Annotated in this window: 22 protein-coding genes; 15 read left to right on the forward strand and 7 right to left on the reverse strand. The window is 45.5% G+C overall.

Translation table 11 applies throughout. The features are described from left to right. Positions 1-20: 20 nt before the first annotated feature. Positions 21-2090: a M16 family metallopeptidase gene (locus GLV81_RS18405; RefSeq protein ID WP_157480376.1), complete on the reverse strand. Its 2070-nt coding sequence runs from the start codon at positions 2088-2090 to the stop codon at positions 21-23. 52 nt (positions 2091-2142) lie between these two features. Next, a complete protein-coding gene (locus GLV81_RS18410; RefSeq protein ID WP_157480378.1) occupies positions 2143-3477 on the reverse strand; it encodes a M16 family metallopeptidase in 1335 nt (444 codons plus the stop codon). Positions 3478-3621: 144 nt separating this feature from the next. Between GLV81_RS18410 and GLV81_RS19665 the strand changes: the two genes are divergently transcribed. The 8 genes from GLV81_RS19665 to GLV81_RS18445 all read left to right on the forward strand — a co-directional run bounded on the left by GLV81_RS19665 (position 3622) and on the right by GLV81_RS18445 (position 12415). After that, a complete protein-coding gene (locus tag GLV81_RS19665; protein ID WP_197428757.1) occupies positions 3622-4179 on the forward strand; it encodes a zinc-binding metallopeptidase family protein in 558 nt (185 codons plus the stop codon). A 5-nt stretch (positions 4180-4184) separates the two neighbouring features. After that, the gene (locus GLV81_RS19670) at positions 4185-4982 is read left to right on the forward strand and encodes a M20/M25/M40 family metallo-hydrolase (protein ID WP_197428758.1); all 798 of its coding nucleotides are present in this window, start codon (positions 4185-4187) and stop codon (positions 4980-4982) included. Positions 4983-5197: 215 nt separating this feature from the next. Further along, positions 5198-7057 (forward strand): hypothetical protein, encoded by a 1860-nt coding sequence (locus tag GLV81_RS18420; RefSeq protein WP_197428759.1) that lies wholly within the window; start codon positions 5198-5200, stop codon positions 7055-7057. Next, on the forward strand, positions 7054-7431 hold the full coding sequence (locus GLV81_RS18425; protein ID WP_157480381.1) for a toxin-antitoxin system YwqK family antitoxin: 378 nt from the start codon (positions 7054-7056) through the stop codon (positions 7429-7431). Before GLV81_RS18420 ends, GLV81_RS18425 begins: the two co-directional genes overlap by 4 nt. Next, on the forward strand, positions 7313-8512 hold the full coding sequence (locus GLV81_RS18430; RefSeq protein WP_157480383.1) for a toxin-antitoxin system YwqK family antitoxin: 1200 nt from the start codon (positions 7313-7315) through the stop codon (positions 8510-8512). Before GLV81_RS18425 ends, GLV81_RS18430 begins: the two co-directional genes overlap by 119 nt. Positions 8513-8516: 4 nt before the next feature. Further along, a complete protein-coding gene (locus tag GLV81_RS18435) occupies positions 8517-8891 on the forward strand; it encodes a hypothetical protein (protein WP_157480385.1) in 375 nt (124 codons plus the stop codon). After that, entirely contained in the window at positions 8834-10435 is a 1602-nt protein-coding gene (locus GLV81_RS18440) for a transglutaminase-like domain-containing protein (RefSeq protein ID WP_246186403.1), read from the forward strand. The genes GLV81_RS18435 and GLV81_RS18440 overlap by 58 nt, the downstream gene beginning before the upstream one ends. Positions 10436-10450: 15 nt before the next feature. Then, positions 10451-12415, forward strand: coding sequence for a transglutaminase family protein (locus tag GLV81_RS18445; RefSeq protein ID WP_157480389.1), 1965 nt, complete (start codon positions 10451-10453; stop codon positions 12413-12415). A gap of 240 nt (positions 12416-12655) precedes the next feature. Here the strand turns inward: GLV81_RS18445 and GLV81_RS18450 are convergent, their stop codons facing one another. The 3 genes from GLV81_RS18450 to GLV81_RS18460 all read right to left on the reverse strand — a co-directional run bounded on the left by GLV81_RS18450 (position 12656) and on the right by GLV81_RS18460 (position 15762). Then, positions 12656-14083: a hypothetical protein gene (locus GLV81_RS18450; RefSeq protein WP_157480391.1), complete on the reverse strand. Its 1428-nt coding sequence runs from the start codon at positions 14081-14083 to the stop codon at positions 12656-12658. 309 nt (positions 14084-14392) lie between these two features. Further along, entirely contained in the window at positions 14393-15091 is a 699-nt protein-coding gene (locus GLV81_RS18455; protein WP_157480393.1) for a hypothetical protein, read from the reverse strand. 101 nt (positions 15092-15192) lie between these two features. Continuing rightward, a complete protein-coding gene (locus GLV81_RS18460; protein WP_157480395.1) occupies positions 15193-15762 on the reverse strand; it encodes a Crp/Fnr family transcriptional regulator in 570 nt (189 codons plus the stop codon). A 205-nt stretch (positions 15763-15967) separates the two neighbouring features. On the opposite strand from GLV81_RS18460, the gene GLV81_RS18465 reads away from it, so the two are divergent. The 6 genes from GLV81_RS18465 to GLV81_RS18490 all read left to right on the forward strand — a co-directional run bounded on the left by GLV81_RS18465 (position 15968) and on the right by GLV81_RS18490 (position 20803). Further along, complete coding sequence (locus GLV81_RS18465; protein WP_157480397.1) at positions 15968-17416, forward strand: TlpA family protein disulfide reductase; 1449 nt, start codon at positions 15968-15970, stop codon at positions 17414-17416. Between the two features lie 22 nt (positions 17417-17438). After that, positions 17439-18089, forward strand: coding sequence for a foldase protein PrsA (locus GLV81_RS18470; RefSeq protein ID WP_157480399.1), 651 nt, complete (start codon positions 17439-17441; stop codon positions 18087-18089). Positions 18090-18106: 17 nt separating this feature from the next. Next, on the forward strand, positions 18107-19366 hold the full coding sequence (locus tag GLV81_RS18475) for a peptidylprolyl isomerase (protein WP_157480401.1): 1260 nt from the start codon (positions 18107-18109) through the stop codon (positions 19364-19366). Between the two features lie 54 nt (positions 19367-19420). After that, positions 19421-19783 carry a hypothetical protein gene (locus tag GLV81_RS18480; RefSeq protein ID WP_157480403.1) on the forward strand — a complete coding sequence of 121 codons (363 nt, stop codon included), beginning with the start codon at positions 19421-19423 and terminating at the stop codon, positions 19781-19783. Positions 19784-19902: 119 nt separating this feature from the next. Further along, the gene (locus GLV81_RS18485; RefSeq protein ID WP_157480405.1) at positions 19903-20301 is read left to right on the forward strand and encodes a VOC family protein; all 399 of its coding nucleotides are present in this window, start codon (positions 19903-19905) and stop codon (positions 20299-20301) included. Positions 20302-20326: 25 nt separating this feature from the next. Then, positions 20327-20803, forward strand: coding sequence for a DUF6265 family protein (locus GLV81_RS18490; protein ID WP_157480407.1), 477 nt, complete (start codon positions 20327-20329; stop codon positions 20801-20803). A gap of 2 nt (positions 20804-20805) precedes the next feature. Here GLV81_RS18490 and GLV81_RS18495 read toward each other — a convergent pair whose 3' ends face one another. Both GLV81_RS18495 and GLV81_RS18500 read right to left on the reverse strand, forming a co-directional pair. After that, a complete protein-coding gene (locus GLV81_RS18495) occupies positions 20806-21894 on the reverse strand; it encodes an amidohydrolase family protein (RefSeq protein WP_246186115.1) in 1089 nt (362 codons plus the stop codon). A gap of 61 nt (positions 21895-21955) precedes the next feature. Beyond that, a complete protein-coding gene (locus GLV81_RS18500) occupies positions 21956-22411 on the reverse strand; it encodes a PaaI family thioesterase (RefSeq protein ID WP_157480409.1) in 456 nt (151 codons plus the stop codon). Between the two features lie 280 nt (positions 22412-22691). On the opposite strand from GLV81_RS18500, the gene GLV81_RS18505 reads away from it, so the two are divergent. Then, positions 22692-25445, forward strand: coding sequence for a T9SS type A sorting domain-containing protein (locus GLV81_RS18505; RefSeq protein ID WP_197428760.1), 2754 nt, complete (start codon positions 22692-22694; stop codon positions 25443-25445). The last annotated feature ends 240 nt before the right edge of the window (positions 25446-25685 follow it).

Here is a 25685-nt window from a genome sequence, read left to right on the forward strand (position 1 = left end):
TACATGATAGATGTTGTTATTTATAATTCCGATGCGGAAAGTCCTGCATTAATTTTCACTTCTGTAATGCTGATGTCTTGTTTCATTACTCCCAGGTCAATCACAATTTGTACCGGAATTTTCACGCCGTTGAATTCCTTGTATTCTTTGTACAGCGTGGTCACATTTACTTTACCCATCGGTCCAACTTCCTGCTGGCGCATTTCCTGCACTTTCAATCCGGTTTTTACATCGTAAAAAGCGTGGAAACTACTGCCTTCGGGTGTTACAATTTCAATATCGTACGCATCCTTGCCATCTACACTTTCAATGCCTTTCAGGTTGAGTTTTACAGCGGCGTTGCTCAGGTAATACCGCTCATCGTAGAGGGCGGCTTTGGCATCGAGCTGTGCTTTATCGTCGGCGCTTACTTCCTGCTTGGTGCCCTGCATGGCAGCACTGTATTCACTACCATTTTTGCTTTGTTTCATCAGTTCCATGGGGCCCATTTTTACCACCGCACTATAGCCACCGGGCATTACATGCTTTTGCTCGTACTGCATGGCTTGTCCCATCATTGATACACTGCCTTTGAGCGTCGCATCTTTAATAGCAGCAATGGCAGTCTCACCACCATAGGCTTCTATGGCTTTTTGTAAAACGCTGGTCGCCGTAACATTTGCATCCACTTTCTTTTCGGTTGGTGGCGCTACTTCGTTGCCATTGATGTCGAAGAATTTCACATCGCCATACTTGCTCAGGCCGGCAGCAATCTCTTTTGCGTTACCTACGATGGTAATCACCAAATTGTTTACAGGCACATACTTATTGGCCATCGCCTGTACGTTGGCTGGCGTAACGGCATTGAGCTTGGTGAGATAAGTACGGTAGTAATCTTTGGGCAAATTGTAACGGGCTACGTTGAGTGCAAAGTTGGCCACGGTAGCTGCATTTTCGAGGCTGCGGGCAAAGCCACCACTCATGTAGTTTTTGAGTGCTGTTACTTCACTGTCGCTGGCAGCTTCGTTGCGAATGCGGTTGAACTCATACAAAAACTGACCAACGGCGCTGTCTGTTTTTTCGTTGCGTACCGAAGCACTGGCACGAAAACTACCCACCAGTCGGTCGGTGCTTACACCACCGCCGGCACCGTAAGTAAACGCATATTTTTCACGCAGGTTTTGGTTGAGGCGGCTGCTGAAACCACCACCCAACACATTGCCCATTACACTGGTAGGAATCGCATCGGGTGTACCGGGTTGCAGGTTTACCGGTGAGCTGATGCTGATAACGCTTTGCACAGAGCTTGGCCTGTCTACCACGGCTATCAAGGTTTTAGCGGGCTGCTTTACTTCGGCATATTGTTTTTTGGGTACATCGCCACGGGTCCAGCTGCCAAAGTGTTCGGTGGCCAGTTTCATAGCTTCATTGGAGGTAATGTCGCCTACAAAAATGAGGTAGGCAATATTGGGCTTCCAGTAAGTGCTGTGATAGCTTTTAATGTCGGCTACGGTTACATTTTTTACTGTTTGCTCCGTTTCAAATTCACCGTAAGGATGATTTTTTCCATACACCAATGCGCCGCTCACATTGCCGGCAATACTGTTGGGATCGTCTTTGGCTTGTGCCAGACCGCTGAGTGTTTGGGTACGAATTTTTTCGAGCTCAGCATTACTAAACGAAGGACGCAAAGCCACATCGGCCATCAGTTGCAGCAGCTTTGGAAAATTGCCTTTGAGTGAAGAAGCCGATACCGAAGTAGCACTGGCACCCAATTCACCACCCAAAAAGTCCACACTTTCATCGAGGGTGGCTTTATCCATTTTGCTGGTGCCGCGGCGCATCAGCGAACCGGCCATGCTCAGCATACCGGCTTTTTCACCTTCCAGCAGCGGGTCGCGGTCGATGGTAAGCGTAGCAGACACTTGTGGCAGTTTGGTATTGGTTACCACAAAAACCTTGAGGCCATTGGGCAGGGTAAAGCTGGCAGGATCAGCAATATTGATTACTGGTGCAGGACCAGGCTTGGGTGCTTTGCTACGATCAATGATTTGTGCTGGCAGCAAAACGGTGCTGCACAAAGCCATGAGCGATAGATATATATATTTCATACGATTAGTCTGTTATAGTTGAATACAATACACAATTAAGAACAAGAAACAATTAAGGCTTAGGAGTAGCTTGCGACTTAGGCACATAGTACAGCACTACGCGGTTGTCTTTTACCAAATACTTTTTGGCCACGTTGCGCAGGTCTTCGCGGGTTACCTTACGATAGCGTTCTATTTCTGTGTTGATGAGGTTGGCGTCGCCAAAATATACTTCGTAGTTGGCCAGGCTTTCGGCAATACCAGCCACTGATGAATTCTGCCGGATGAAATTGCTCTCTATCTGATTGCGTACCTTTTCAAACTCCCGTTCGTCTACCAAATTGGTTTGCAGTTCGCCCACCAGTGAGTCGATGGATTGCTCTACCACTTCGGGTTTCACACCCATGTTGGTGATGGCGAAATTGATGAAGAGACCTGCATCTTCCAGAAAGAAGGGGAAGGCGCCAGCCGCTACAGCTTCTTCTTTTTCATCTACCAATACTTTGTTCATGCGGCTGCTTTCGCCACCGCTCAGCAAAGTGCTCAGCACATTAAAGGCGTAGTATTCATCGGAGCCCTGCTTGGGTGCACGGTAGCCCTGAATAACAGCTGGCAGTTGAATATTGTCTTCAATCACATCCCGTACTTCTTTGGCCAGTGCTGGCTCTTGTACTTTAGGGCGGGGCACTTCTGCACCTCGAGGGATGGGGCCAAAGTATTGCTCGATTTTCTTTTTGGTGCTGACTACATCAAAATCGCCGGCAATGCTCAGCACGGCATTGTTGGGTACATAAAAGCGTTTGTAAAACGACACAAACTCATCGAGCTTGGCGGCTTCCAGATGGTCCATACTGCCAATGGGTTGCCAGCGGTAGGGGTGTTTGGTAAAGGCCCGCTTAAACAGGTTTTCTACCATGGTGCCGTAGGGCTGGTTGTCAATGCGCTGGCGCTTTTCTTCTTTCACCACCTGGCGCTGTGTTTCCACACCCTTATCGGTGATTTCAGCATGCATCAGGCGTTCGCTTTCCAGCCACAGGCCAAGGTCGAGTTGGTTGCTGGGCAGCAGGTCGTAGTAAAAAGTACGGTCCTGACTGGTGTTGGCATTGTTGTCGCCACCGGCGTTGGTAATGTATTTATCAAAGTCGCCCCGCTTCAGGTTTTTGCTGCCTTCAAACAACAGGTGTTCAAAGAAGTGAGCAAAGCCGGTGCGGGCTGTGTCTTCATTTTTTGAACCCACATGGTACAAAACAGATACCACCACTACGGGTACCGATTTATCCTGATGCAAAATCACTTTCAGGCCATTGGGTAGGGTGTATTTTTCAAATGCAATACTGGGTGCCTGACCAAAAGCCAGTGCTGTTGAGGCGAGTAGGGCAGTAGCCACCACTCCTTTTTTCCATTTCATATATATCCCGGTTTTAAGTAACGTGCAATTAGCGGTGCGAAAATTAGGTACAAGCTTGTTGAATACTGAAGTCACTCATCACAAAAACCGGTACATTAACAGCCTCTTTTATCAAACAGCCAATTTTATTAAAGGTTAGCCTCCATGAACAGAAAAATTTATTCGCTTGGGTTATGCCTGAGCCTTGCTGCATCGGCAGTAGCACAAAACGATGCTGCCATGCTCAAGCAATTGTCAGATGAAATTATGCTGCGCAGCACTACCTACGAAAATCTTCGCTACTTGTGCAAGCAGGTAGGTCCACGCCTCAGCGGATCGCCCCAAGCACAAAAAGCCGTTGAGGCCACAGCCCGTATGCTCAAAGAAGCCGGTGCAGATACGGTGTACCTGCAGCCCTGCATGGTGCCGCATTGGGAGCGGGGCGCCAAAGAGCAAGGCGTGGTTACGTATGGCGGCAAACAAAAAGCCCTCAATGTGTGTGCACTCGGCATGAGCATTGGCACACCAGCCGCTGGCATCAAAGCAGGTGTGATTGAGGTGCGCAATTTTGAAGAACTGGAAAAACTGCCCGACGCAACGGTAAAAGGCAAGATTGTTTTCTTTAACTACCCCATGCGCCCCGAGCTGATACAAGGTGGCTATGGCGATGCCGTTCGCTACCGCAGCAATGGCCCCGTGGCGGCCGCCAAAAAGGCGCCGTAGCCGTGATGATTCGCAGTGTAACCCACTCGCTGGACAATTACCCGCATACCGGAACCACCCGCTACGAAGATGGCGTAACCAAAATACCCGGCTTTGCCTGCAGCACCATGGATGCAGAATGGCTGAGCAAGCAACTGAAACTCCGCATGCCGGTGCAACTCTTTCTCAAATCGAGCTGCAAGCAGGGCCCCGATGTGCTCAGCTACAACGTGATTGGTGAAATTCGCGGTAGTGAAAAACCCGAAGAAATCATTACTGCTGGTGGCCACCTCGATAGTTGGGATTTGGCCGAAGGCGCCCACGACGATGGCACCGGATGCATGCAAAGCATTGAAGTCATCAGAGCCATTAAGGCCCTCGGCTGGAAACCCAAACGCACCATTCGTGCCGTAATGTTTATGAACGAAGAAAATGGCCTGCGGGGTGGTACCGCTTATGCTGAGTTTGCCAAAAAGCTGAATGAACAACACATTTTTGCTGTAGAAAGCGATGCCGGCGGCTTTGGTGTAGAAACACTTGGCATCAGCGGCAAGCCTGAGCAGTATGCCAAAGTAAAAAGCTGGGAAAAATTATTCAAACCCTATGGTATTTATGAACTGAGCGATGGCGGAGGCGGTGCAGATATTGGCCCGCTGAAACCGCTGGGCACAGTGCTGAGTGGCGTAAACCCCAACAGCCAACGCTACTTCGACCACCACCATGCCGCCAACGATGTGTTTGAAGCGGTAAACAAACGGGAGCTGGAACTGGGCGCATTTAGCATGGCTGCCATCTGCTGGCTCGTTAGCGAATACGGTTTGTAAACCCACCACATACTACCTATGAAAAGCCACTCTGTACAGGGTGGCTTTTTGCATGTATAAGCTTCACATGTTTCATGCATTTTGGCACTATTGATACGCAGTTGGTCACGGTTATGAAACGATGCCGCACAGGGTTTGTTTATTCGGGTACTTTGAAGGGATAACCGCTACTTTAGCAATACCATTTACGTACCCGTTATTGTCATTTTATGCAAATGATTTCACTCGCATGGCGGTCGCTGTGCTTTCTCGTACTGAGTAGTTTCTGCATTCCTTTTTTTGCTGCTGCACAACAATCGTCGGGCCCTGTTGAGCTCATCAACAGTGGTGCCATTATGCAAGAGGCCAGCAAGCAGTTTGAAGAAAAAAATTACAAGAATGCCATTGGGCTGTATCAGAACATTTCCAAAAGCGATACCAACTACAACAACGCCTTGTACGAACTGAGCTATGCATACTATGCCGATAGCCAGTACGATAAATCATTGCAAGCTGCTGCAGAGGGCATCCGTTTGTTTCCTGAAATGAAGGGCAAGTTTATGTTGCTGCAAGCCAGTGTGCTCGATGATATGGATAAGAAAACCGAAGCCATTCAAATGTACACGCAGTGTATTCAACTGGATGTGTTTGACTACTCGGCGCATTATAACCGTGCTGTAACCTACAATCAAATGGAGCAATACGACAGTGCATTTGCCGATTTAAAAAAGTGCCTGCTCATCAATCCGTTTTATGCATCGGGCCACTACCTCATGGCAATGCACTACCTGCGCAAAGGCAATATTGTAGCCAGTGTACTGGCCTTGCAAACCTACCTCATCATTGCCCCCGAAGGCCGCTACCTCAACGGCAGCATACAATGGCTGAGCAAAATAGCCAAGGCATCGGATGATGTAATGGAATATGCCGCCAAGGCCGACGATAGCCAGCTCGGCAACTTTGCCCCCATACAAGCGGTACTACTATCGAAAGCCGCACTGGACAAGAGTTATAAGCTAAAAGTAAGTTTGGAAGACAACATAGTACGGCAGGTGCAAGTAGTAAATGAACAGCTGCAAATTGATGCTGGCAGCGATGATTTTGCGCAGCAGGTTTATGTGCCTTTTTTGAAGCAACTGATGGATAAAAACTACTTCGAACCACATGTGTACACCATGTTTGGCGGACTCGATATTGCCGACATTCAAAACTGGAACAAACGCAACAAAAAAGTAACCGAACCCTATTTTGCTTTTGCCAACGATTACTTGCGGCTCATCCGTACCACACAGGAAATGACATTCAACAAGCGGGCACAATGCACCCAATGCTACCTGTTTGAAGATGGTTATGTAAAAGGCACTGGCTTGTGCAAAAACCAGGATTTGAGTAAGTACCATGGCAGCTGGCAGTTGTATTATGAAAACGGACAACTGAAAGAGAAAGGCCAATTTGATGAACAACAAAACCGCCAAGGCGAGTGGGCAACTTATCACGAAAATGGCACGCTCAAAGAAGTATCGCAATACAAAGACAACTTACTGAATGGCCTCTCTAAAGGATGGCACGAAAACGGCAATCCATGGTTTGAATACACTTTGCAAATGGGCAAAACCGAAGGCAAAGCCATCACCTATTTTTACAATGGCCTTATACGCACTGAGCAGCAATACAAGAACGATGTAAAAGACGGTGAAGAAATTGAATACACCTATCAGGGTATTCTTTTTGCCAAGGCCAATTACAAAGAAGGCAAAAAGCAAGGCTTAACCACCTTGTATCATCCGGGCGGAAAAGTGCGGGAGCAACTGAACTATACCGATGGTTTGGAAGATGGCCGATACCAGTCTTTTTACTTAGACGGACAACCATTTGAAACCGGCACTTATGTAGCCGGAAAACGGCAGGGACTCTGGACTTCGCTGCACGAAAACGGTAAGCCCAAAGACAGCACCACCTACAGCGACAACGAGGTAACAGGACCGTTCAGCGAATACTTCGACAACGGCAACATCAGCCGCAAAGGCAACTATAGTAAGAAAAACTGGACGGACTGCTATACGATTATGCCAGTGACGGCAAGCTGTACAGCATGACTTTGTTTGACAACGGCAGGCTTCGGGAAATCACTTATTACAACAAGGCCGGCGCTGTTATCAGCAGCACCAATACAAGGGGCGATAGAAACCTCATTGTTTCCTATTCGCCAAATGGATACAAATACGCAGAAGGCTATTACAACAAAGAAGGCTACCGCAATGGTAGTTACACTACGTTTTACCCCAACGGAAAAGTGCGGGAGCAATCCACCTACACCGAGGGCGAACTCGACGGACTGAGTACAAGAACGCTTGTTTACAGGCCAGCCATGGAAGGAGCTTACATTCAAAAAAGGCAAACAGGATGGCTATTACAAAAGCTATTTCACCAGCGGCAAACTGTCTACCGAAGGCTGGATGGTGGCCGATGAAAAACAGCAATTGTTTCGCTTTTACAATATCAACGGCAGCTTCGATGTGGACGAGTATTATTTAGACAATGATCTGAATGGTTTCAGTACTTCGTATTACCCCAACAACAAGCCTTCGTTTGTATATCGCTACGACCATAGCTGGCTGATGGGTTGGGAGCAATACGATAGCAGCGGTAAGCTGTTGAGTACCGCCAATTTTCCGGCTGGCAAAGGCGCTTACGAAACCAGGCACTTCAATGGCAATGTGATGGTTCGTGCTGCCTACGAAGCGTATCAATTGCACGGCAAATACGAATCATTTTACTACAATGGCAAGCCCCGGCTTAGCATGCAGTACCGCTATGGCAAATCATACGACTCGGCCATTACCCGGTATTTCAATGGAAAAATTGAAAGCCGCGGACTGATGGTGAACAATGAAAAACATGGCAAGTGGCTATACTATTTTGAAGATGGCAAACTGAGAGAATCTGAGCTCAACAAACATGGCGAGCTGCATGGCGAAAATATTTTTTACCGGCCCGATGGCAGCATCGAAAAATCAACTGAATACAAAGAGGGTAGCTCCCACGGCAATACCAACCTGTACAATACAGCCGGCGAACTGATGATACAAATTCATTATCAAAATGGCTTTGCTATAAGCTATAGCTACACTGGCAAAGATGGCAAGCTGGTGCCCGCCATCAGCATCAATGCTGTAAAAGATTCTGCCGTTGGCTATTATAAAAACGGCGTAAAAAGTGCGGTGTTTCATTTTGAAAATGAAGACGAACATGGCGAAAGAACGCTGTACCACAATACAGGTGCGGTGTATTCCGTTGAACAGCGACACATTGGTTATGTGCATGGTGTAAGAAAAACCTACTTCGCCAATGGAAAACTGCAGAAAGAAGAATCTTTTTACCATGGCCGCAATGAAGGTCCGCTTAAAGAGTACTTTCCATCGGGCAAGTTGAAATCAGAAAAAACATTTGTAAACGATGATCCACACGGCACTTGGAAATATTACTCGGAAGCAGGTACAGTAACCGAAACACGGGTGTATTTTCATGGCCAGCTTTTATCAGTACAATAAACGTATGATGCAATTGAAACAATGGATACTAGCCACAGCTCTCTGCAGCGTGGCTGGTGTGAGCCAGGCGCAATCCCTGCAAGAAGTGCAGGCCCGTTATCCCAACGAAGCCGCTGTATTTCTGAACTACAAAACCGAGCTGCGGTTGTTTTTGCAAAACGACACACCGGCTGCCGAACGCAAACAGATAAATGACCTGATGATACTGAGTGAAAACAACGCCGGCCTTTTTTCACGAAGTGCTGTGTACCACAGTGGTTTTAATCAGCTTACCGGTATGGAGGCGTACACCTTGCTACCGGGTTCAAAAAGAAGATTCCCATTGGCCCTACCAAAACTCAAAGCAGCACCAGCCAATCTGTATTTTATGATGATGTAAAAGAAACCAGTTTCGATTATCCGGCACTTACCCAAGGGGCCGTAGCACACCTGGAGTACACGCAGCTGTTGAAAGAGGCGCACCTGATATCACCGTTTAGCTATGGCGCCGGTATTCCCGGCTGGAACGTAACGTTCACTGCCATTGTGCCGGAAAATATGGAGATCAAATACATAGTAAAAAATGATCCCAAGGGCCTGCTGAAATTGACGACAGAAAAAAAACGCGGCAATACCTATTACACCTGGAACATGCAGCAGGTAAAAAACGAAGCCGGTTTTGGCGATGCTCCTGATGACCGCTATTACGAACCACATGTAATTGTATACATCAGCAAATACAGCAATAGTGCAGGGCAGCAAACCTTTGTACAATCTGTAGACGACTTGTATCGCTGGAATGCCTCGTTTACCAAAACCCTCAACCAAACGGAAGACCCCACACTCAAAGGCATTACTGATTCGCTGGTAAAACCATTGAGCAGTTCTTTGCAAAAAGCAGAAGCCATTTACAAGTGGGTACAAAACCACATTCGCTATGTGGCGTTTGAAAACGGGCTGGAAGGCTTTCGGCCACGGCAGGCAGCAGAAGTTTGCAGCAAACGCTACGGCGATTGTAAAGACATGAGCAGCATTATTACACAAATGCTGCGCATGGCTGGCATAGAGGCATATTATACATGGATTGGCACCCGCGACATTCCGTATGAATACACCGATGTGCCCCTGCCCATTGTAGACAACCACATGATATCTGTAGCCCGGATAGATGGCAAATGGTATTTCATTGATGGCACCTCGCCCAGCAGTACCATTTACTTACCGCCAAGCTCCATACAAACCAAGCAGGCATTGGTAGGCATTAGCGATACCAAGTATGAAATATTAACGGTGCCCGTAGCCGAGCCCGTTATCTCTACTGTTGAAGACAGCACGTTTATTCATTTTACTGCCGATGGCATTGCCGGTAAAGAAAAAGTACTGTACAAAGGCTACTATGCCGAAGACGTTCACAATGCCCTGCTCTACCGCGATGAAAAACGCCTGAAAGACTATGTAAAAACCCGTATGGGCAAAGCTAGCAATAAGTTTATGCTGGGCGAATACAAGGTAAGCAAGCATGAAGCTCCTACTTTGGAAGCCAGCATTGTAGCAGATTTTGAAGTACCGGGCTATGGCAAAAAAGTGGGCAATGAATATTACATCAACCTCAATTTGGAAAAGCTTTTTGAAAACCAGTTGATTGACACCGCCAAGCGTAAAGTGCCCAAGCAATTTGAATTTAAAGGTCAGATTACCGAGCATCACATACTAGAAATTCCGCAAGGCTATCAGGTGAGTTATCATCCGGAAAACTTTGAGATAGAAACACCGTTTTACCAACTCAGTATCCGCTATACCAAACAGGCCAACCGCATTATTGCTACACAGGTACTTACTACCAAAGTACTGATGCTGCAACCCAACCAGTTTGATGCTTGGAATGCCCCCATGGCCAAAATACAAGCACAATACAAAGAACAAATTGTACTCGAAAAATTGTAAGTAAAATATCCCTTTATGAATCTATCCTATTTACACCGGCTGAGCATAGCGTCATGTTTATTGTTGTTGGCGCTGCAAGGCTTGGCTCAAACTGCCAGCGAATGGGCAGCCAACCCAAGTCTGCATCAAATTAAACCCGGCAATGCCAATGAGAATGCTGTAGTGATTCTTGACCAACGCAAACACGAGTTTGTAGCCGACGAAAAAGAAGGCATTGTGTTGTATACCAGCATGCACAAAATCATTCGGGTGATCAAAGAACAGGGCGTAGAAATGTTCAACAAAATTTATGTCTCAGTTCCATACGATGCTCAGGTAAAAGAAATCAAAGCCCGGGTAATTACACCATCTGGCAAAGTGGTGCTGCTGCCTGCCGAAAAAATTCTGGATGAAGAAGACGAGGGCCGCTTATACAAAAAGTTTGCGCTGGAAGGCGTAGAAAAAGGCAGTGAAGTAGAATACATCGCCGTCATGAAACGGGGCAGTTCGTTTTTTGGTTTGGAAGTTTTTCAGTCGCCGGTTCCCTGCGAAGAAGCCCGCTTTACCCTGTCGGTACCAGACCATCTGGTATTTACCTGCAAGGGCTACAATGGTTTTGTAATGGACGCCGATACTGTTATTGGGGAAAAGCGAATTACCAACGGCGTTTGCAAAGACATACCTGTAATTGAAAATGAGAAGTATGCACAAACTGCTCCTTACCTCAAAAATGTTCAATACAAATTATCGTACAATCTGAGCAAAGACAAAGATGTTCGGTTGTTTACCTGGAATCAATTGGCCAAAAACGTTTTTGACCGCTACACCAAACTTGAAGAAAAAGAAGTTAAAGCCGTTGCAGGTTTCCTCAAAAACATCAAGCTCAATGCAGATGATGAAGAAGCCAAAATAATTGCGCTGGAAGACTACCTCAAAAACAACATCAGCATCAACGAAGAAGGCTTGAGTGATGATGCCGATTTGATAGAAAAGATTGTAAAAACAAAAGTGGCCAGCCACGAAGGATTCAACACGTTGTTTGCAGCTTGTTTGCAACAACTGGGCATCAATTATCAGCTGGTATTTCCCAGCAAAAGAGATGACATACCACTGGATGAAAAGCTGGAAAATTATCGCTTGATTGAAAATCCTGTTTTCTATTTCCCGGGAACCGGTAAGTATCTGGAGCCAACAAATATTTCATTCCGCTATCCGTATATACAACCCAGCTGGGCTGCCACCCGGGGTTTGTTTTTACAAAACACCAGCATTGGCAATTTTACTACAGCCTATGCATCGTTTAAAAACATAGCCATACTGCCTTACGAGCAAAGCAGCCACAATATGGAAGTGAAGCTGAGTTTCAACAGCCAGCTCGATTCGGTACTCATGCACAGCAAACAAATTTTTACAGGCTACGGTGCCAGCATGTATCGGCCTGCATTTCACTTTTTGCCCAAAGACAAACTGAATGAGTTTACGCAAGAGCTGATGCAAAGTGTATCCAACAGCAAAAACATTCGCAATATTCAAGTGGCCAACGGTGCTTTTGCAGATGGCTACAGCAACAAGCCACTTACTATTGAAGGCGACATCAGCAGTGCAGAGTTGTTTGAGGTAGCAGGCAATAAAATACTCTTGAAGATTGGCGACGTCATTGGACCACAAGTGCAGATGTATCAGGAAAAACCACGACAACTTCCTGTGTCTATCGACTATCCGCATGCATTGGATCGCAAAATTGAAGTAACGATTCCTGAAGGTTATACTGTGAAAAACCTGGATGACCTGAAATTCTTCATCACTGAAAAGGCAAATGAAGAAGGAACTATGGGATTCATTTCTTCATACAAAGTAGATGGCCAAAAACTGCTGATAGACATTCATGAATACTATAAGGAAACAGCATATAGCATGCAGCAATTTGATGCGTTCCAAAAAGTAATCAATGCTGCCGCCGATTTCAACAAAGTAGTATTGGTATTGGAAAAGAAAAAGTAAGAAAGGCTTCATGCATAAATACAAGAAAGGCTTCACCAATAAGTGAAGCCTTTCTTGTAGATGTCTGTTGCAAACCCCTTGCGGTTATGTTGTGATGTCGGGAATCAATCAGATTCTTTTCATCTATTGTTATTGTGTGCTGAGAAGAGAAAAAGAAGCACTGCCTTTATTGGTTTTCCTTAGGGCAATGCTCTTTGTTCTTTCTAGAGGGGGTTGGTAAGTAGTTATAATGAACTGAGATTAGAAGCAGGCGCCTTTGCTGGTTGAGCCTTGCTTAATCACATTCGTTTCAATTTTAGGAGCCAAGGCGCTGTTGGTAGCTTTCAAATCAACCAATGATTTATAAACACCATTCGGCGACCAGGGAATATTAATCAGCTCTGTAGGGTTGAGTGGATTTACACCCGTTGTTGCTACAGAACTCAGTGTACCTGGGCGAACAGCGTTCAGGCTTGAACCAACAAAGTTGGCACAGTTGAAAGCATCAATTTCGTATCGCATGGTAGAGTTGTATCGAAGCTGGTTCAAAAAGGCTTTGAATTCTGCAGCATTCCAACCATCAAGTGTAAGCGATGCATTGTATTCGTGTGTCTGCCCGCTTTTGCCATCGTCGGCCAGCTTACTTGTTACCGGCGAAAGCGTCACGCTTTTGTAATCGCTGGAAGGATAGAAACCAATTACCTGATTTACAGACTGGCTGCCATTGGTTTTGGTGATGCTAATGAATACGTGTCCAACACTCAAGCCTGTTGCTCCCACGTTAATCAACGAGTTGGGGTTTGCATCCACAGGTATGTCCACCATTACTTTAATGCTAAAGTTTGATCCTGCGTCTGGTACATTATCAAAGCACTTCAGGTACTCATCTAGGTCAATGGCCGTTTGCTGTGGCGACTCGTCCATTTCCCACTCTATCACTTCTGTCTGTAAACTACCACCACCATCATTATTTGTGTACAATGGATCGAGATAGTCTAGATAAGTGTAATTACCGTTATCAACAATCCCGCCATCTGCACCACCACCGCCAGTGCCGGAGCCGCTACCGGAAGAACCGGAAATACCCAACATGGTGGCCAATACGTAAGAAGTTGATGAAGAGAAGGTGGTGGTAGAACCGTTGCTATAAGTACCAACGATGGTTACCATGGGCAGAGTGCCGCCGGGCGAAACAAGGCTTTTCTTGTCGATGCCACTAGATTTGCCATCTTTATCATCTTTCGCTTTCGACTTTGAACGCAAATCGTATTCAACCCACTTCTTGGTTTGGTAATTGTAATTACGCAAAAATTCGGGGAGCGTTCGCTTACCGTTTTCAACCTTGTATTTGATTTCGTTTCTGAAAATGCTCGTCAACTTACCGTTTTCAACGTTTACGATTAAAAACTTGTAGTTAACAGCATCACAGCTGTTGAGCGGGATTTTCACCGCTATCATTTTGGCGCTTTTGCGGACAATTGAAAATTTATCCCAGTCCAGGTCATCCAAGTCAATCTCACCCTTTCGTTTGCTTACATGAAAACGAACGGTTTCCCGGCCCATACGTTCCGGGTTCAATCCTGCCTTTTGACCATCTACCGCCTCGTCCTGAGTTGGCTCAACCAGTATTTTCTCCTTTTGACACGCTGCGGCCAGCAAAACCAGTAATACGACTAGTATTCTTTGCATGGCTTGTAATTTTATCCAAAGCAACGGCAATAACTACATTCGAAAATTTGACAATTGTCAAAATCGTGTGGATAAATGCAGTTATGGCCCGTCAATTTGGCAAAAGACAGGCGATTTTGGCAGGAATTAACACTTTTGAGTGCTATCCATCCGAAAAATGGTGGCTAATCGTGGTTCAAACACCAATGGTTTGGATGTTGAAACGCTGACCAGAAAAGGGGATTGGTTCTTACAGCATAGGCAATCTGAAGAGGGGGGTTGATGTGAAAAATCCAAATATGTTGTTGATCTGTTTCATTGTTTGTTTGCTCATTTGTGACTGTTCAAATCCCAGGCCATCCATAGGGGAGACATTCCCATTTTTTGAGCGGCAGCCCGGGGGTTGAAATAATGCACACTTTTTATCTGTTGCAACATTGACACCTGTTGTAGTGCCAGTGCTTCAATACCCAGTAAACCACTCAAAATGTAGGTATCAATGGAAGAAAGTGTTTCGGTGTTGTCAGCTTGTTTTTCAAACACACCGCTGGCAGTTACTGGTGGAATAATGGCCATTACTGCCGCAGTAGTTACATCAGGCTTTATGGTTGCGGCTGATGTACCAGACCAAGGGAGTTTTCCGTTGAGGCCTGTTTGATACTCGGCAATAGCACCAGAACTGTAGTTATAGTTCTTGATAAGCGAAGGATACATTCCACCATGCAGCGGCACATAGGTAATTTCATTTTTGTAGATGGTACCTACCTGATGCTGGCTAACATTTACAAACACAAATGCTACTTGAGTATCGGTGTTTTCTGCGAAAGGAATTTTGTAGCCAATCAACAGGTTGTTTACCGTTACCGCTTCAATTTGATGAATGTCAAGTTGATTGAATTCTTCTGCATGCATCACCTCTTTTACTGCAAGTACAACAATGGTTTTGTCGTTTGCATTGGGTGACTGCGCAAACTCTTTATGGCATGCCGTAACCACGAAAATCATGATTATGTATACCAGTTTTTGCATGCTTTGAATTTTACTCAAAACAAGCAAAAAATTTATTACAAAAATTTGTGATAAATCAAAATCGTGACTTGTGAAAAGTCAAAAAACGATGTTGCGAAAAATCAAATTTTCTCAGACCTGATGCGGCTTAGCGTCTCCAGGTTTACACCAATAAAAGTTGCGATATCACCGAGTCTTGCACGTTGCATAATATCATGATGCTTCTCTAACAAGTAATAGTATTTTTCTTTAGAAGTACGCTTACGCAACATGTACAAACGCTCTTCGCTCATTACATAATATTTCTCTGTCAACACCCGACCGCAGATGTTGAATTCAGGATAATTCATGTAAGCATACTGCAAATCGTCGTAACTGATGGCGTGTACTGTTACACGCTCCAATGCTTCAATCACTTCATTGGAAGGTGTTTGACTAAAGAAGCTTGCAACTGATATAATTACATCACCTTCTTTCATAAACCAAGAAGTGATTTTTTCACCATCCTTATAGTAGTAGGAGCGAACAATTCCTTTTTCAACAAAAGCAATAAAGCTGCTCACCTGACCTTCTTTCAATAACAATTCTCCAGATTCATATGTGCGGGTTTCCAAACGCTCATTCAAAAAATTCAGCAGAGGTTCTGACAGCGGTACAATGGAGTTCAACAACTGGATAAGCTGGTTATTCATCACGCACAGATTTTGGGCTAAAAATACAGTTTCAATTTTTTCCGAGAGGGTTAATATATAAGTGCTGTAGCCGGAGTACAACAATATTCAAACCAATGCTATAATTGTGCCGCATGTCTCCAAGAGTTATCACCATATGGTTAATTACACCTTGCCAAGCTTTTAACAAGCATGTGGCTATTTTTACTCTGCTTATCTAAATTATATGCATCTGCTCAAAAATTCAATTCTGGTTGGCAGCTTTCTGTTGGGCTCACTTGCTCAGGTAGCCGCACAAAGCAGTCAAGGCGCCCACATTGCTCTCGACATTAAACCCTACAAAAACCAATGGGTATACCTGGCTTGCTATTATGGCGGCATCAAAGCCCTGGCCGATAGTGCCTATCTCAATGCTGATGGCAAAGGTGTAATCAAAACCAGTAAGCCATTTCCTCAGGGCATTTACATCATGGCTTCGCCGTCTAAAAGCATTTTGTTTGAAATAATGATGGGCGAAGACCAGCAGTTCTCCATTGAAGCCGACACGACTAATATCGAGCAAAGCCTTCGCTACAGCGGCAGTGCCGAAAATGATTTGTTTGCTGCATACACAACATACATTGCCCCAAGAGCAAAGCTGGCCGATAGCCTGCAAAGCAATATGCCCGGCATGACAACTGCTGCACAGCAAGCTGCCGGCAATGAGTTGCAGCGGCTCAATCAGGAAATTATGAAGTACAGGGTAAAAGTGATGGAGGAGCATCCGCAATCCATGCTGAGCCTGATGTTCAAAACACTCAAGGGCATCAACTTTCCTCCGGATTTGGCGCAGCCCCGCACCCGCAAAGACAGCATTGCGCAATACCGCTATGGCAAAGACCATTATTGGGATGAGGTAGATTTTATGGATGGCCGATTGGTGCGTACACCGGTTTTTGAAAACAAACTGGCCGACTATTTGGAAAACTGGGTATCGCCCGAACCCGATAGCGTCATTTTCGAATTCAACTGGATGATTGCACTTGGCCGAAACGACGAAGAAATGTTTAAATACCTCATTAGCTACTTTGTCGATCATTACATGTATCCGAAAATCATGGGGCAAGACAAAGTGTTTTTGCATGTATTTGAGCAATACCTGAGTGGCGAGAAGCCCAAGGCCGATTTTCTGAACGAGAAACAAATGAAAATTATTCGAGACAGAGCATACATGCTCATGGCCAACCAACTGGGTACCAAAGCGTGGAATATGAACCTGCCCGACCCCAATGGTGTGCTGCAAAGCATGTACAATATCAAAGCTAAATACACGGTAGTTGCTTTTTGGGATGTACACTGTGGCAAATGCAAAGAGGACATGCCAAAAATGGATACGCTGTATCAGCAAAAATGGAAGCAACACAATGTACAAGTGTATGCTGTGATGGTGAACGAGTCGAGCATGAATGACTGGAAGCCTTTTATTGGCAAGCTTAGCAGCAAATGGATTCATGTGCATCAGCCCAATGAAATGCGAACTGCCGAAGAAAAAGCCGGTACACCCAACTTCAGACAGCTGTATGATATGCGCAGTACCCCCACGCTTTTTTTGCTCGATGCAGACAAACGCATCATTGCCAAAAACATTGGCCTCATCGATTTGGATAAGCTCTTAGAACAGAAATTTGCTCAATAATTATTCGCTCTATTTCCTCCCTATGAAACAAGCATTTTTTGCAATAGCTGCCGCATCGGGCATGCTATTGGCAGGCTATTCCGCAGGTGCTCAAACCCTTTTTACGTATGGCAAAAAAAATGTAACGCAACAGGAGTTTCTGAAAGCCTTTCAAAAAAACCCGACAGCTACTCAATCGCCCACAGCCATACAAGATTACCTACCCCTGTACATCAACTATAAATTGAAAGTACAGTTTGCTTATGATGAGGGAATGGATTCGCTGCCGGCTCAGCAAGATGAATTGTATCAATACCAGGAGCAGCTCACAGAAAGTTTTATAGCCCGCCAAAGCAACACCGAAGCATTGGTAACAGAAGCCATGCAGCGCAGCCAACACGATCGTTTTGTTCGTCACCTGTCTATTCCGTTTGAGCCGGGCAATGCCACTTCGGAGCAAAAAGCAAAACAACTGGCCGATGCTGCCTTTGCACAACTGCAAAGTAAGGTAGCATTTACCAAAGTACTAAACCAGTACAGCAGCGATGAAGATGCTAAAAAGCAAGGCGGTATTGTAGGGTGGATTACGGCATTCACATTACCCTATTTCTACGAAACAGCTGTATACACTGCAAAGCCCGGTAGTGCAACGGCACCAGTGAAAGGCTCCGATGCCTATCATCTCTTTTTGTAGAAAAAGAAAGACCCGCTTTGGGCAAACGCAAGTTGGCGCAAATTCTTATCTGGCAAGTTGGTGCCGATGAAAGACAAGCGAAGAAGCAACTGGCAGACTCTATTTTTCAATTGCTGCAATCGGGTAAGCTGGCATTTGATGCAGCTGCATTGCAATTCAGCAACGACAGGGCTTCTTATAGCAATGGCGGTGTACTTCCGTTGGTGAGTGTTGGTGAGTACGATGCCGTTTTTGAACAGGCAGCATTTGGCCTCACCAAACCCGGCCAACTGTCGCCAGCTTTTGAAACAGCACATGGCTGGCACATCCTGAAATTACTAGAAATTGTTCCGGCACCCAAGGCCGATGACGAGAATGCAGCAAACGAATTGAGACAGCGGGTAATGAATACAGACCGGGCAGAAATTGCGAAGAAAAATTTTCTGCGTAGTGTCATGCAAAAAATGAAGTTTCAGGAATCGGTCATCAATAAAACAGACCTCTGGCGATTTACTGATTCGGCTGTGCGAAATGGCAAAACAACCGGCTTGTCTGTAAATAACAATACCGTATTGTTTAGTATTGGTAAAGAACAAACGCTGGTTGAAAATTGGGTAATGTACAACCGGGCAGCGGGCATCGTCAATACAAGTGCGTATGCTGCCCGATATGATGCGTACATGTTGCAGTCGGCCAATAGTTATTACAGAGAACATTTGGCGGAGTTTGAGCCCGCATTCAAAGAGCAACTGCAAGAGTTTAAAGATGCCAACCTGTTGTTTGCCGCCATGGAAAAAGAAGTATGGTCAAAAGCTGCCAACGATAGTGTGGCTTTGCAAAAACATTATCAGCAACACCGCCAGCAATATACCTGGGCCAATGGTGCCAAGGCACTCATGATTACAGCCACCGATTCGTTGGCAGCTGAACGGTATAAAAAACAATTGCTGCAACAACCAACCGAATGGAAAGCTATTGCTGCAAACATGCAGGAACAAATTATTGCAGATAGTGCCCGGTTTGAACTTACACAGTTGCCTGCGCTGAATGGTGCCAGCTACAGCAATGGCTTTTGCACGCCGCTGCAACATAACGACATGGACAACAGCTACAGTTTTGTGTACATTTTTCAGCTCATGCCCGGCGGCGATATTCGCCAGTTTGAAGATGCTAAAGGTTGGGTAATCAACGACTATCAACAAGTACTTGAGAAACAGTGGATTGATTCGCTGCGGAAAAAGTATCCTGTTAAAGTAAATGATGCTGTGTGGCAAACCTTACTCCGCAATAACAAATGATGATGTAAATTTAGGAGGCAATTGAACCATCAAACCCAATTGCAACATTGCGTCATGAAACACTTCAGTATATTGTTATCGCTACTCTTGCTGGCTAGTATAATGCCTGCGGGTGTAGTTGCACAAGCAAACAAAGGACCGCAATTGCCCGTTGCCGAAAGAGTAACCAGAACACTGGAAAGATTAAAGCCAGAGCTGGATTTGACCAACGACCAGGTAAAAAATATGACCCCTGTGTATACTTCATTTTATACCTCCATGGATAAACTAAGGGCTGATGGCAAACAGCCAACAACAGAAGACAGACAAAAACTGATAACAGAAAGAGACGAAAAACTGAAAGGCATACTTACCGCGGATCAAATGAAAAAACTAAAAGAACTGGAAGACGAAATGCGTCAAAAAAAACCATCTTGATTTGCAGTATGACTTTTAAAAAAACCATGTTTCATAACATGGTTTTTTCATTTTACACAAGCGGTATTTGAAATGCCCAATGCCTCAATTATCTTATCGTTTCATTAAAAGCCCACCACATGAAAAACGCCATCAGTTGGTTTGAAATTCCTGCCAGCAATCTCGACCGTGCCCAACTATTTTACGAAACCATTTTGCAAACCAAGCTTGTAGACATGAACATGCCGGGTATGCCCATGCGTATGTTTCCTGTTGATGACCCCATGGATCCGCATGCTGTAAGCGGTGCCTTGGTGCATGCTCCCGGTTTTCATGAACCGGCAGCAATTGGCAGCATGGTATATCTTAATGCCAACCCCGATGTACAATTGGTACTCGATAGAGTAGCTGCCGCTGGTGGTAGCATTGTAGTGCCCAAAACCCTTATCTCAGAAGAGATTGGTCATATGGCGGTGCTCATCGATTCGGAAGGCAACCGGGTAGCATTGCATTCGGTACCCGCTGGTATGGCCTTATAATTTTTTATTGTAAAAATTGATACCGTTGAAAATAAAACATGCTATCTGTCTTGTGTTTGTATTGCTGGTAACAAACCAGGTAATACAAGCACAAGCTGTGCAAACGCAGCAACAGTTACAAGTTCTCATCGGCAGTTGGAAAATGCAAACCCAAAAGGGTGAAATTTGGGAACGCTGGCAGCAAGAAAAACAGCAATTGAAGGGCGTTAGTTTTTCTGTAAAAGCAAAAGACAGTACGCTGTTGGAAGATGTAATACTGGGTATGCACAATGGCAAGCTCTATTATGCGCCCCGCACCAATGGCGATGCCGAATCGAAAAGGGTGTATTTCACATTAGTAAAAAGTACTGCTACGCGGTTTGAATTTGAAAACCTGCAACACGATTTTCCACAGCGCATTGTGTACCAGTTCTTCGGTACAGATTCGCTGCATGCATGGATTGAAGGCCCCATCAATGGCAGCATTCAGCAGCAACATTATTATTACAAAAGAGTGCAGTAATCTTACTCTGTCGGAAATTGACTTTTATCGATGTTGGGAATGATGCGCAAGGCGTTTTTATAATACACTTTTCGCAGCACCGCATCACTAAGGCCCATGCCATACATTGGCCAAAAGGCATGGTATTTTTTATGATAAGGAAAATACTCGTCGTTGGTTTCCAGCACCCGAAAGTAAGTGGCGTATTCCTCGGGTACCCAGCTGTCTTTGCCAAATAAAATACGGTCCTGATATTTCTCGAAAAAAGCCTTGGCCATGCGTGGCTGGCGGCCCAGCTCTGCTATCACCGCACCAAACTCAACCACCACATTGGGCAGCCTGGTAAGTATTGAATCCAGCTTGGCCAAATTGTTGGGATACCAACCAAAATGGGCTGCTATAAAAGTGGTTTTCGGATGCTTGGCAAACATACGGTGTTGCTCGTCTATCAGTGTTTGCCATGGTGCGGGGTTATCATCGGCCCGCTTACGGTTGGGATGTGTTTTTAACTCTAGCAACCGTTCGTTGTTGTTATCCATCGGCTCCCAAAAAGAAGCAGGATCGGCTGTGTGGATGAGCACCGGAATGCCGAGCTGGCCGCAGGTTTGCCAAATGGCATCCAGTCGCACATCATCTACCGTTACTCTTTTTCCGTCGGTATCTTTTACACTAAATCCGAGGTTTTTAAAAATCTTCAAACCATTAGCGCCATTGGCCACATCGGCTTTCAATTGAGCTACTGCCTTTTCAGTCCCGTTGGCACTGCCAACACCGTTAAAATCGATATTGGCAAACACAATAAACCGTCCCGGTTGTGTGGTCCTGATGGCATCGGTTTTCTTTTTCAACCCATCACCATTGCCACCGCTCAGGTTTACCATTACCTGCATGTTGAGCTTGTTCATTACGCCCACCAATTGCTGCAGGTCGGCTTCGGCCATATTCCATTGATGATTGTGAACATCTATAAACGGGAACTTAGCCCGCTGCAACGGTTGGCCGGGCACCACCAGCGTTGATGGTGGATTGTATTTTTCAAAATCGATGGTTTGAGCTGCAAGCGGTAGTGCCGAACCCAACAGCAGGGCGGCAAAAAAGAGAGGCTTCATCATGATACTAAAATAGAGATGGCTCACCTGTACAGCAAACCGCTGGTAAAACAAGCTTCTTCATTTACATGCTGATGCCTTTGGCCAAAGCGCCGTATGCAATGGCACACATTTCATTTTTATCGTTGAACAGCTCTACAGTGCCAAACACACGGTTGCCCACTACTTTTTGCGTAATGGCGGTAGCTGTAAGGCTGCTGGTACGAAAGGGCTTGAGGTAATGAACGGTGAGCTGCGCCGTGGCCGTCATACCATCTTTGTAATGCAGCAGGCCCAGCAAGCCAAGGGCCAAATCGGCAACGGCTGCAATGGTGCCGCCGTGTACCGCATCGCTGCCAATGCCGCCGAGGTGGTAGTCTTCTACCTTGGCAATGTGTACCTGTGGCTGCTCAGGGTTACTCAGGTTAATGCTGGCACCAATATGCTGCAGTTGAATGGATTTATTGAACAGCTCTTCCAGTTCCTTCCACTTTCCGGTGGTAGCCAGGTTGCGGTATTTATACAATTGGGTAAGGTTCATGGCAAATTTTTTTTCGAATCGGTTTTAAAAATACATTGATTTTCAGGATGAAACTGAATTGGTTGGGAACCCACCCCAAAATTTTAGCACCAAAAGTTCATTGTTGCGCTTTTGATATTATACCTTTAATTTCTGAATTAGCAGACCACACCCTTTACCCAACGCCTACACAGCGTAGATTGTCCCTGAACCAACCCCTTATCTGTAAACCCTAGACGTATCCGAGAGCTTCATCTGTACATGATGCTGCCAACGTATATGTTGCATGCCCTTAAACCTCATGACAAAGTCATTTTTCCGTGGCTTGGTCGCAGTGCTTTTGCTGCTGCAATCGAATATCATCCAAGCCCAAACGGGTCAATTTTATCGTTCTCGTGTAACCGGAGAATGGGCTGTAGCCAGTACCTGGGAATGGAGCAATGCCATTAATGGCACCTATACAATAGCAACTGCTGCGCCTAATGAAACAGCCAATAACATCGTAATACAGAATGGGCATACCGTAACTATAAAAAGTAATGTTTCTCTGGATGAAACTATTATTCAAGTGGGCGGGGTTTTACGGTGGGAAGAAAATACCATAAGTATAAACAATGGCCCCGGCGACGACTTGACGATAGCCGGTGTATTTGAGGATGCCAGAAATGCGGCCACACTCCCCACCATGGGTACAGGCAGCATGATAACCGTTGCCAGCAATGGCATTGTACGTGTTTTAGTAGCAAAAAACAATAAGGATGGCTACGCAGGCAATCAAAATGGTAGTTTAATAAACAATATTACCTGGCAAAACGGATCAGTGTTTGACTGGGCGGTCAATCAAATTTTTGCTGACGATGCTGTCACCTATTTTCCGAATGCCACAGCAGGTGTGATTCCTGTTTTTCGGATTACAGGTGCTCCTTTGGGTGCATTTCCTGAAGTTGGCACTACAGGCTTCATCAGCGTCAATGGGCTGTTGGAAGTGAACAAAGACATGACACTTGCAGGCTCAGGCTTAAAAACCCTGCGTAATGGCATCATTGGCTCTGCCAACCTCACCATGAAGATTGACGGAGATGTAAGCAAAACCTGTGGCAAACTACTCATTACCGGAGCCACTTCCGTTATAGGTGGAACTGGCAGCATTATTCTCAATAACAATGGGCTCGATGTTTCTTCTGCAGCCTGTACGCTTATCAGCAATAAGCTCATCAATCAAAACCAGGTAAGCGGCACTATGCGCCTCATGAGCAATGCCACCCTTATAGCTCAAACATTTGAAATGAGCGGTGCTGCTATTGTTCATCAGCAAGACAATGCGCATTTAAAAACAGCACATGCCAATGGCGTTTCGGGTAGCGTTCAAACCAACACCTACACCCATGGTAACTACTGCCATTTCACCTTCAACGGTGCTGCCAACCAAATAACCGGTGCACGTATGCCCGCTACAGTAGGCGATGTATTCATTGAAAACAGTGGCACTGAGGGTAGCAACAACAATGTATCGGTAACCAATACGGGCCTGCAAACCATACAAGGCAACCTCACTATTAAGTATGGTCATTTTAATTTGAACATGACCCCCGGAGCCAACCTGGATTTACACGGCAATTTTAACCGCTATGAAACCGGCACTTACAACGATAATAACCGCACTACCACCTTTAACGGAAGCAAGCACAGCGAAATTAATACACCCCTTGTACTACCTGCCTCCGGTAGTAATCCTACAGTGCAAGATTTTGGCGTAGCCGTTGTAAACAAAAATGCTGGCTACAAAGTCATTTTAAATACCTCTACCGGCATCGGTAAAAAATTAACTTTAATCAATGGTATTGTGGATGCCATTGCCTATCCGCTGTACATAAAAAATGCGGTAGCAGACGATGGTAATAATAATGGAGTGATCGGTGGCAATAACAATAGCTACGTGAACGGCAAGCTTTACAGATACATGTCTCCATCTACAACTGGTACCTATGCATTTCCTATTGGAAAAACAGATGCAGGCCCTGGTGGTAAATACAAGCCCGTTAGTTTTCTATCTACAGCGGTAGCATCACCTGGTGCGGTCTTTCGGGCTGAGTATTTTGGTGGTTTTAAAGCTACTCCAGAACAGGGGCCAGATGAAAAATTCCTAAGTGCATCGCTTACCGGCATTCTTCGTGATGAGTTTTGGCAGTTTGACAGGATTGAAGGCACAGAAGACCACAAAGGCAAACTCATACTGCCTTACGAAAACCCTGGTGCAGGAAAGTGGCGGGATGCCGACGGTAATAGCTTAGACCCTTGTGCAACTTGCAATGTTGCTATTGCCAAAAGAAACACTGACAATGGAACCGGTATTTGGGCATTTACCAAAGCAGACAATAATTTTTTAGATAATGGCCCCCTACCCGAAACCAGATTAAACACAGACAACGGACTACTTATTACCGGTGAACTTTCAACATTCAGTCCTTTCACTGTAGGTTATGGGTTCAATACGATATTGGGTAGCACCCGTTCTTTACCCGTTAGGCTGCTAAGCTTTACCGGAACCGCAACCGGTCATCAAGGCTTACTTAACTGGACCATAGATAGCGATAAAGATTTGAGCGGTTTTGTACTGGAGCAAAGCAGCAATGGCCGGCAGTATCTGCCAGCAAAAACCATTGGCCCCAAGGGCATCAGCTACAGCAACCAAACCGTACAACTGAAGCCCGGTACCAATTACCTCCGCCTGAAAGTGCAGGAAAAATCTGGCAACAGCTACTACAGCCCGGTGCTGCTGTTGAATGGCAGTGCGGCAGCCACCGTAATAGTAGGGATGCAACAAACGGTGGTACAGCAAACAGCTACGGCATTGGTTCAGTCTGCCGGCAGCCAATTGGCCGAAGTAATGCTGATAGACCTGAGCGGAAAGCAACTGCTGAGCAAATCAGTAGTCCTGCAAATGGGAATTAACCAGATACTACTGCCCGTGGACAATCTGCAAAAAGGCCTTTATATAGTACTGGTACGTACCCGGGATGGCGTACAGCGCAGCCTTCGGTTTGTAAAAGAATAGTACAATTGGTGATTTGATTTTGAGGTAAAAGCCGTTTCCTTGTGGAGCGGCTTTTCCATTTGAAAGAAGGTTACAAAAAAATAACCCTTCTACATAGCTGTAAAAATCCGGGTTCAGCCATTATCTTTAACGCAACCCCAAATAAGTAGGACTCCTAAGGAGTTCATACCCGTTACTTACCCCTGTTGATTTCGACCCTAAGCTGCCTCCTTTTTGATGCAGCCCACAACCCTTAAACCC

Origin of the sequence: Phnomibacter ginsenosidimutans (assembly GCF_009740285.1) — a bacterium.
Lineage (GTDB): Bacteria > Bacteroidota > Bacteroidia > Chitinophagales > Chitinophagaceae > Phnomibacter > Phnomibacter ginsenosidimutans.

Excerpts from the sequence above, each read along its gene's own strand:
- GLV81_RS18470 (WP_157480399.1), top strand. The coding sequence starts at position 17,439 with ATGAAACAAGCATTTTTTGCAATAGCTGCCGCATCGGGCATGCTATTG.
- GLV81_RS18405 (WP_157480376.1), bottom strand. The coding sequence starts at position 2,090 with ATGAAATATATATATCTATCGCTCATGGCTTTGTGCAGCACCGTTTTG.
- GLV81_RS18460 (WP_157480395.1), bottom strand. The coding sequence starts at position 15,762 with ATGAATAACCAGCTTATCCAGTTGTTGAACTCCATTGTACCGCTGTCA.
- GLV81_RS18445 (WP_157480389.1), top strand. The coding sequence starts at position 10,451 with ATGAATCTATCCTATTTACACCGGCTGAGCATAGCGTCATGTTTATTG.
- GLV81_RS18450 (WP_157480391.1), bottom strand. The coding sequence starts at position 14,083 with ATGCAAAGAATACTAGTCGTATTACTGGTTTTGCTGGCCGCAGCGTGT.
- GLV81_RS18435 (WP_157480385.1), top strand. The coding sequence starts at position 8,517 with ATGATGCAATTGAAACAATGGATACTAGCCACAGCTCTCTGCAGCGTG.
- GLV81_RS19665 (WP_197428757.1), top strand. The coding sequence starts at position 3,622 with ATGAACAGAAAAATTTATTCGCTTGGGTTATGCCTGAGCCTTGCTGCA.
- GLV81_RS18485 (WP_157480405.1), top strand. The coding sequence starts at position 19,903 with ATGAAAAACGCCATCAGTTGGTTTGAAATTCCTGCCAGCAATCTCGAC.
- GLV81_RS18495 (WP_246186115.1), bottom strand. The coding sequence starts at position 21,894 with ATGATGAAGCCTCTCTTTTTTGCCGCCCTGCTGTTGGGTTCGGCACTA.
- GLV81_RS18425 (WP_157480381.1), top strand. The coding sequence starts at position 7,054 with ATGACTTTGTTTGACAACGGCAGGCTTCGGGAAATCACTTATTACAAC.
- GLV81_RS18420 (WP_197428759.1), top strand. The coding sequence starts at position 5,198 with ATGATTTCACTCGCATGGCGGTCGCTGTGCTTTCTCGTACTGAGTAGT.
- GLV81_RS18505 (WP_197428760.1), top strand. The coding sequence starts at position 22,692 with ATGACAAAGTCATTTTTCCGTGGCTTGGTCGCAGTGCTTTTGCTGCTG.
- GLV81_RS18410 (WP_157480378.1), bottom strand. The coding sequence starts at position 3,477 with ATGAAATGGAAAAAAGGAGTGGTGGCTACTGCCCTACTCGCCTCAACA.
- GLV81_RS18480 (WP_157480403.1), top strand. The coding sequence starts at position 19,421 with ATGAAACACTTCAGTATATTGTTATCGCTACTCTTGCTGGCTAGTATA.
- GLV81_RS18455 (WP_157480393.1), bottom strand. The coding sequence starts at position 15,091 with ATGCAAAAACTGGTATACATAATCATGATTTTCGTGGTTACGGCATGC.
- GLV81_RS18465 (WP_157480397.1), top strand. The coding sequence starts at position 15,968 with ATGCATCTGCTCAAAAATTCAATTCTGGTTGGCAGCTTTCTGTTGGGC.
- GLV81_RS19670 (WP_197428758.1), top strand. The coding sequence starts at position 4,185 with ATGATTCGCAGTGTAACCCACTCGCTGGACAATTACCCGCATACCGGA.
- GLV81_RS18500 (WP_157480409.1), bottom strand. The coding sequence starts at position 22,411 with ATGAACCTTACCCAATTGTATAAATACCGCAACCTGGCTACCACCGGA.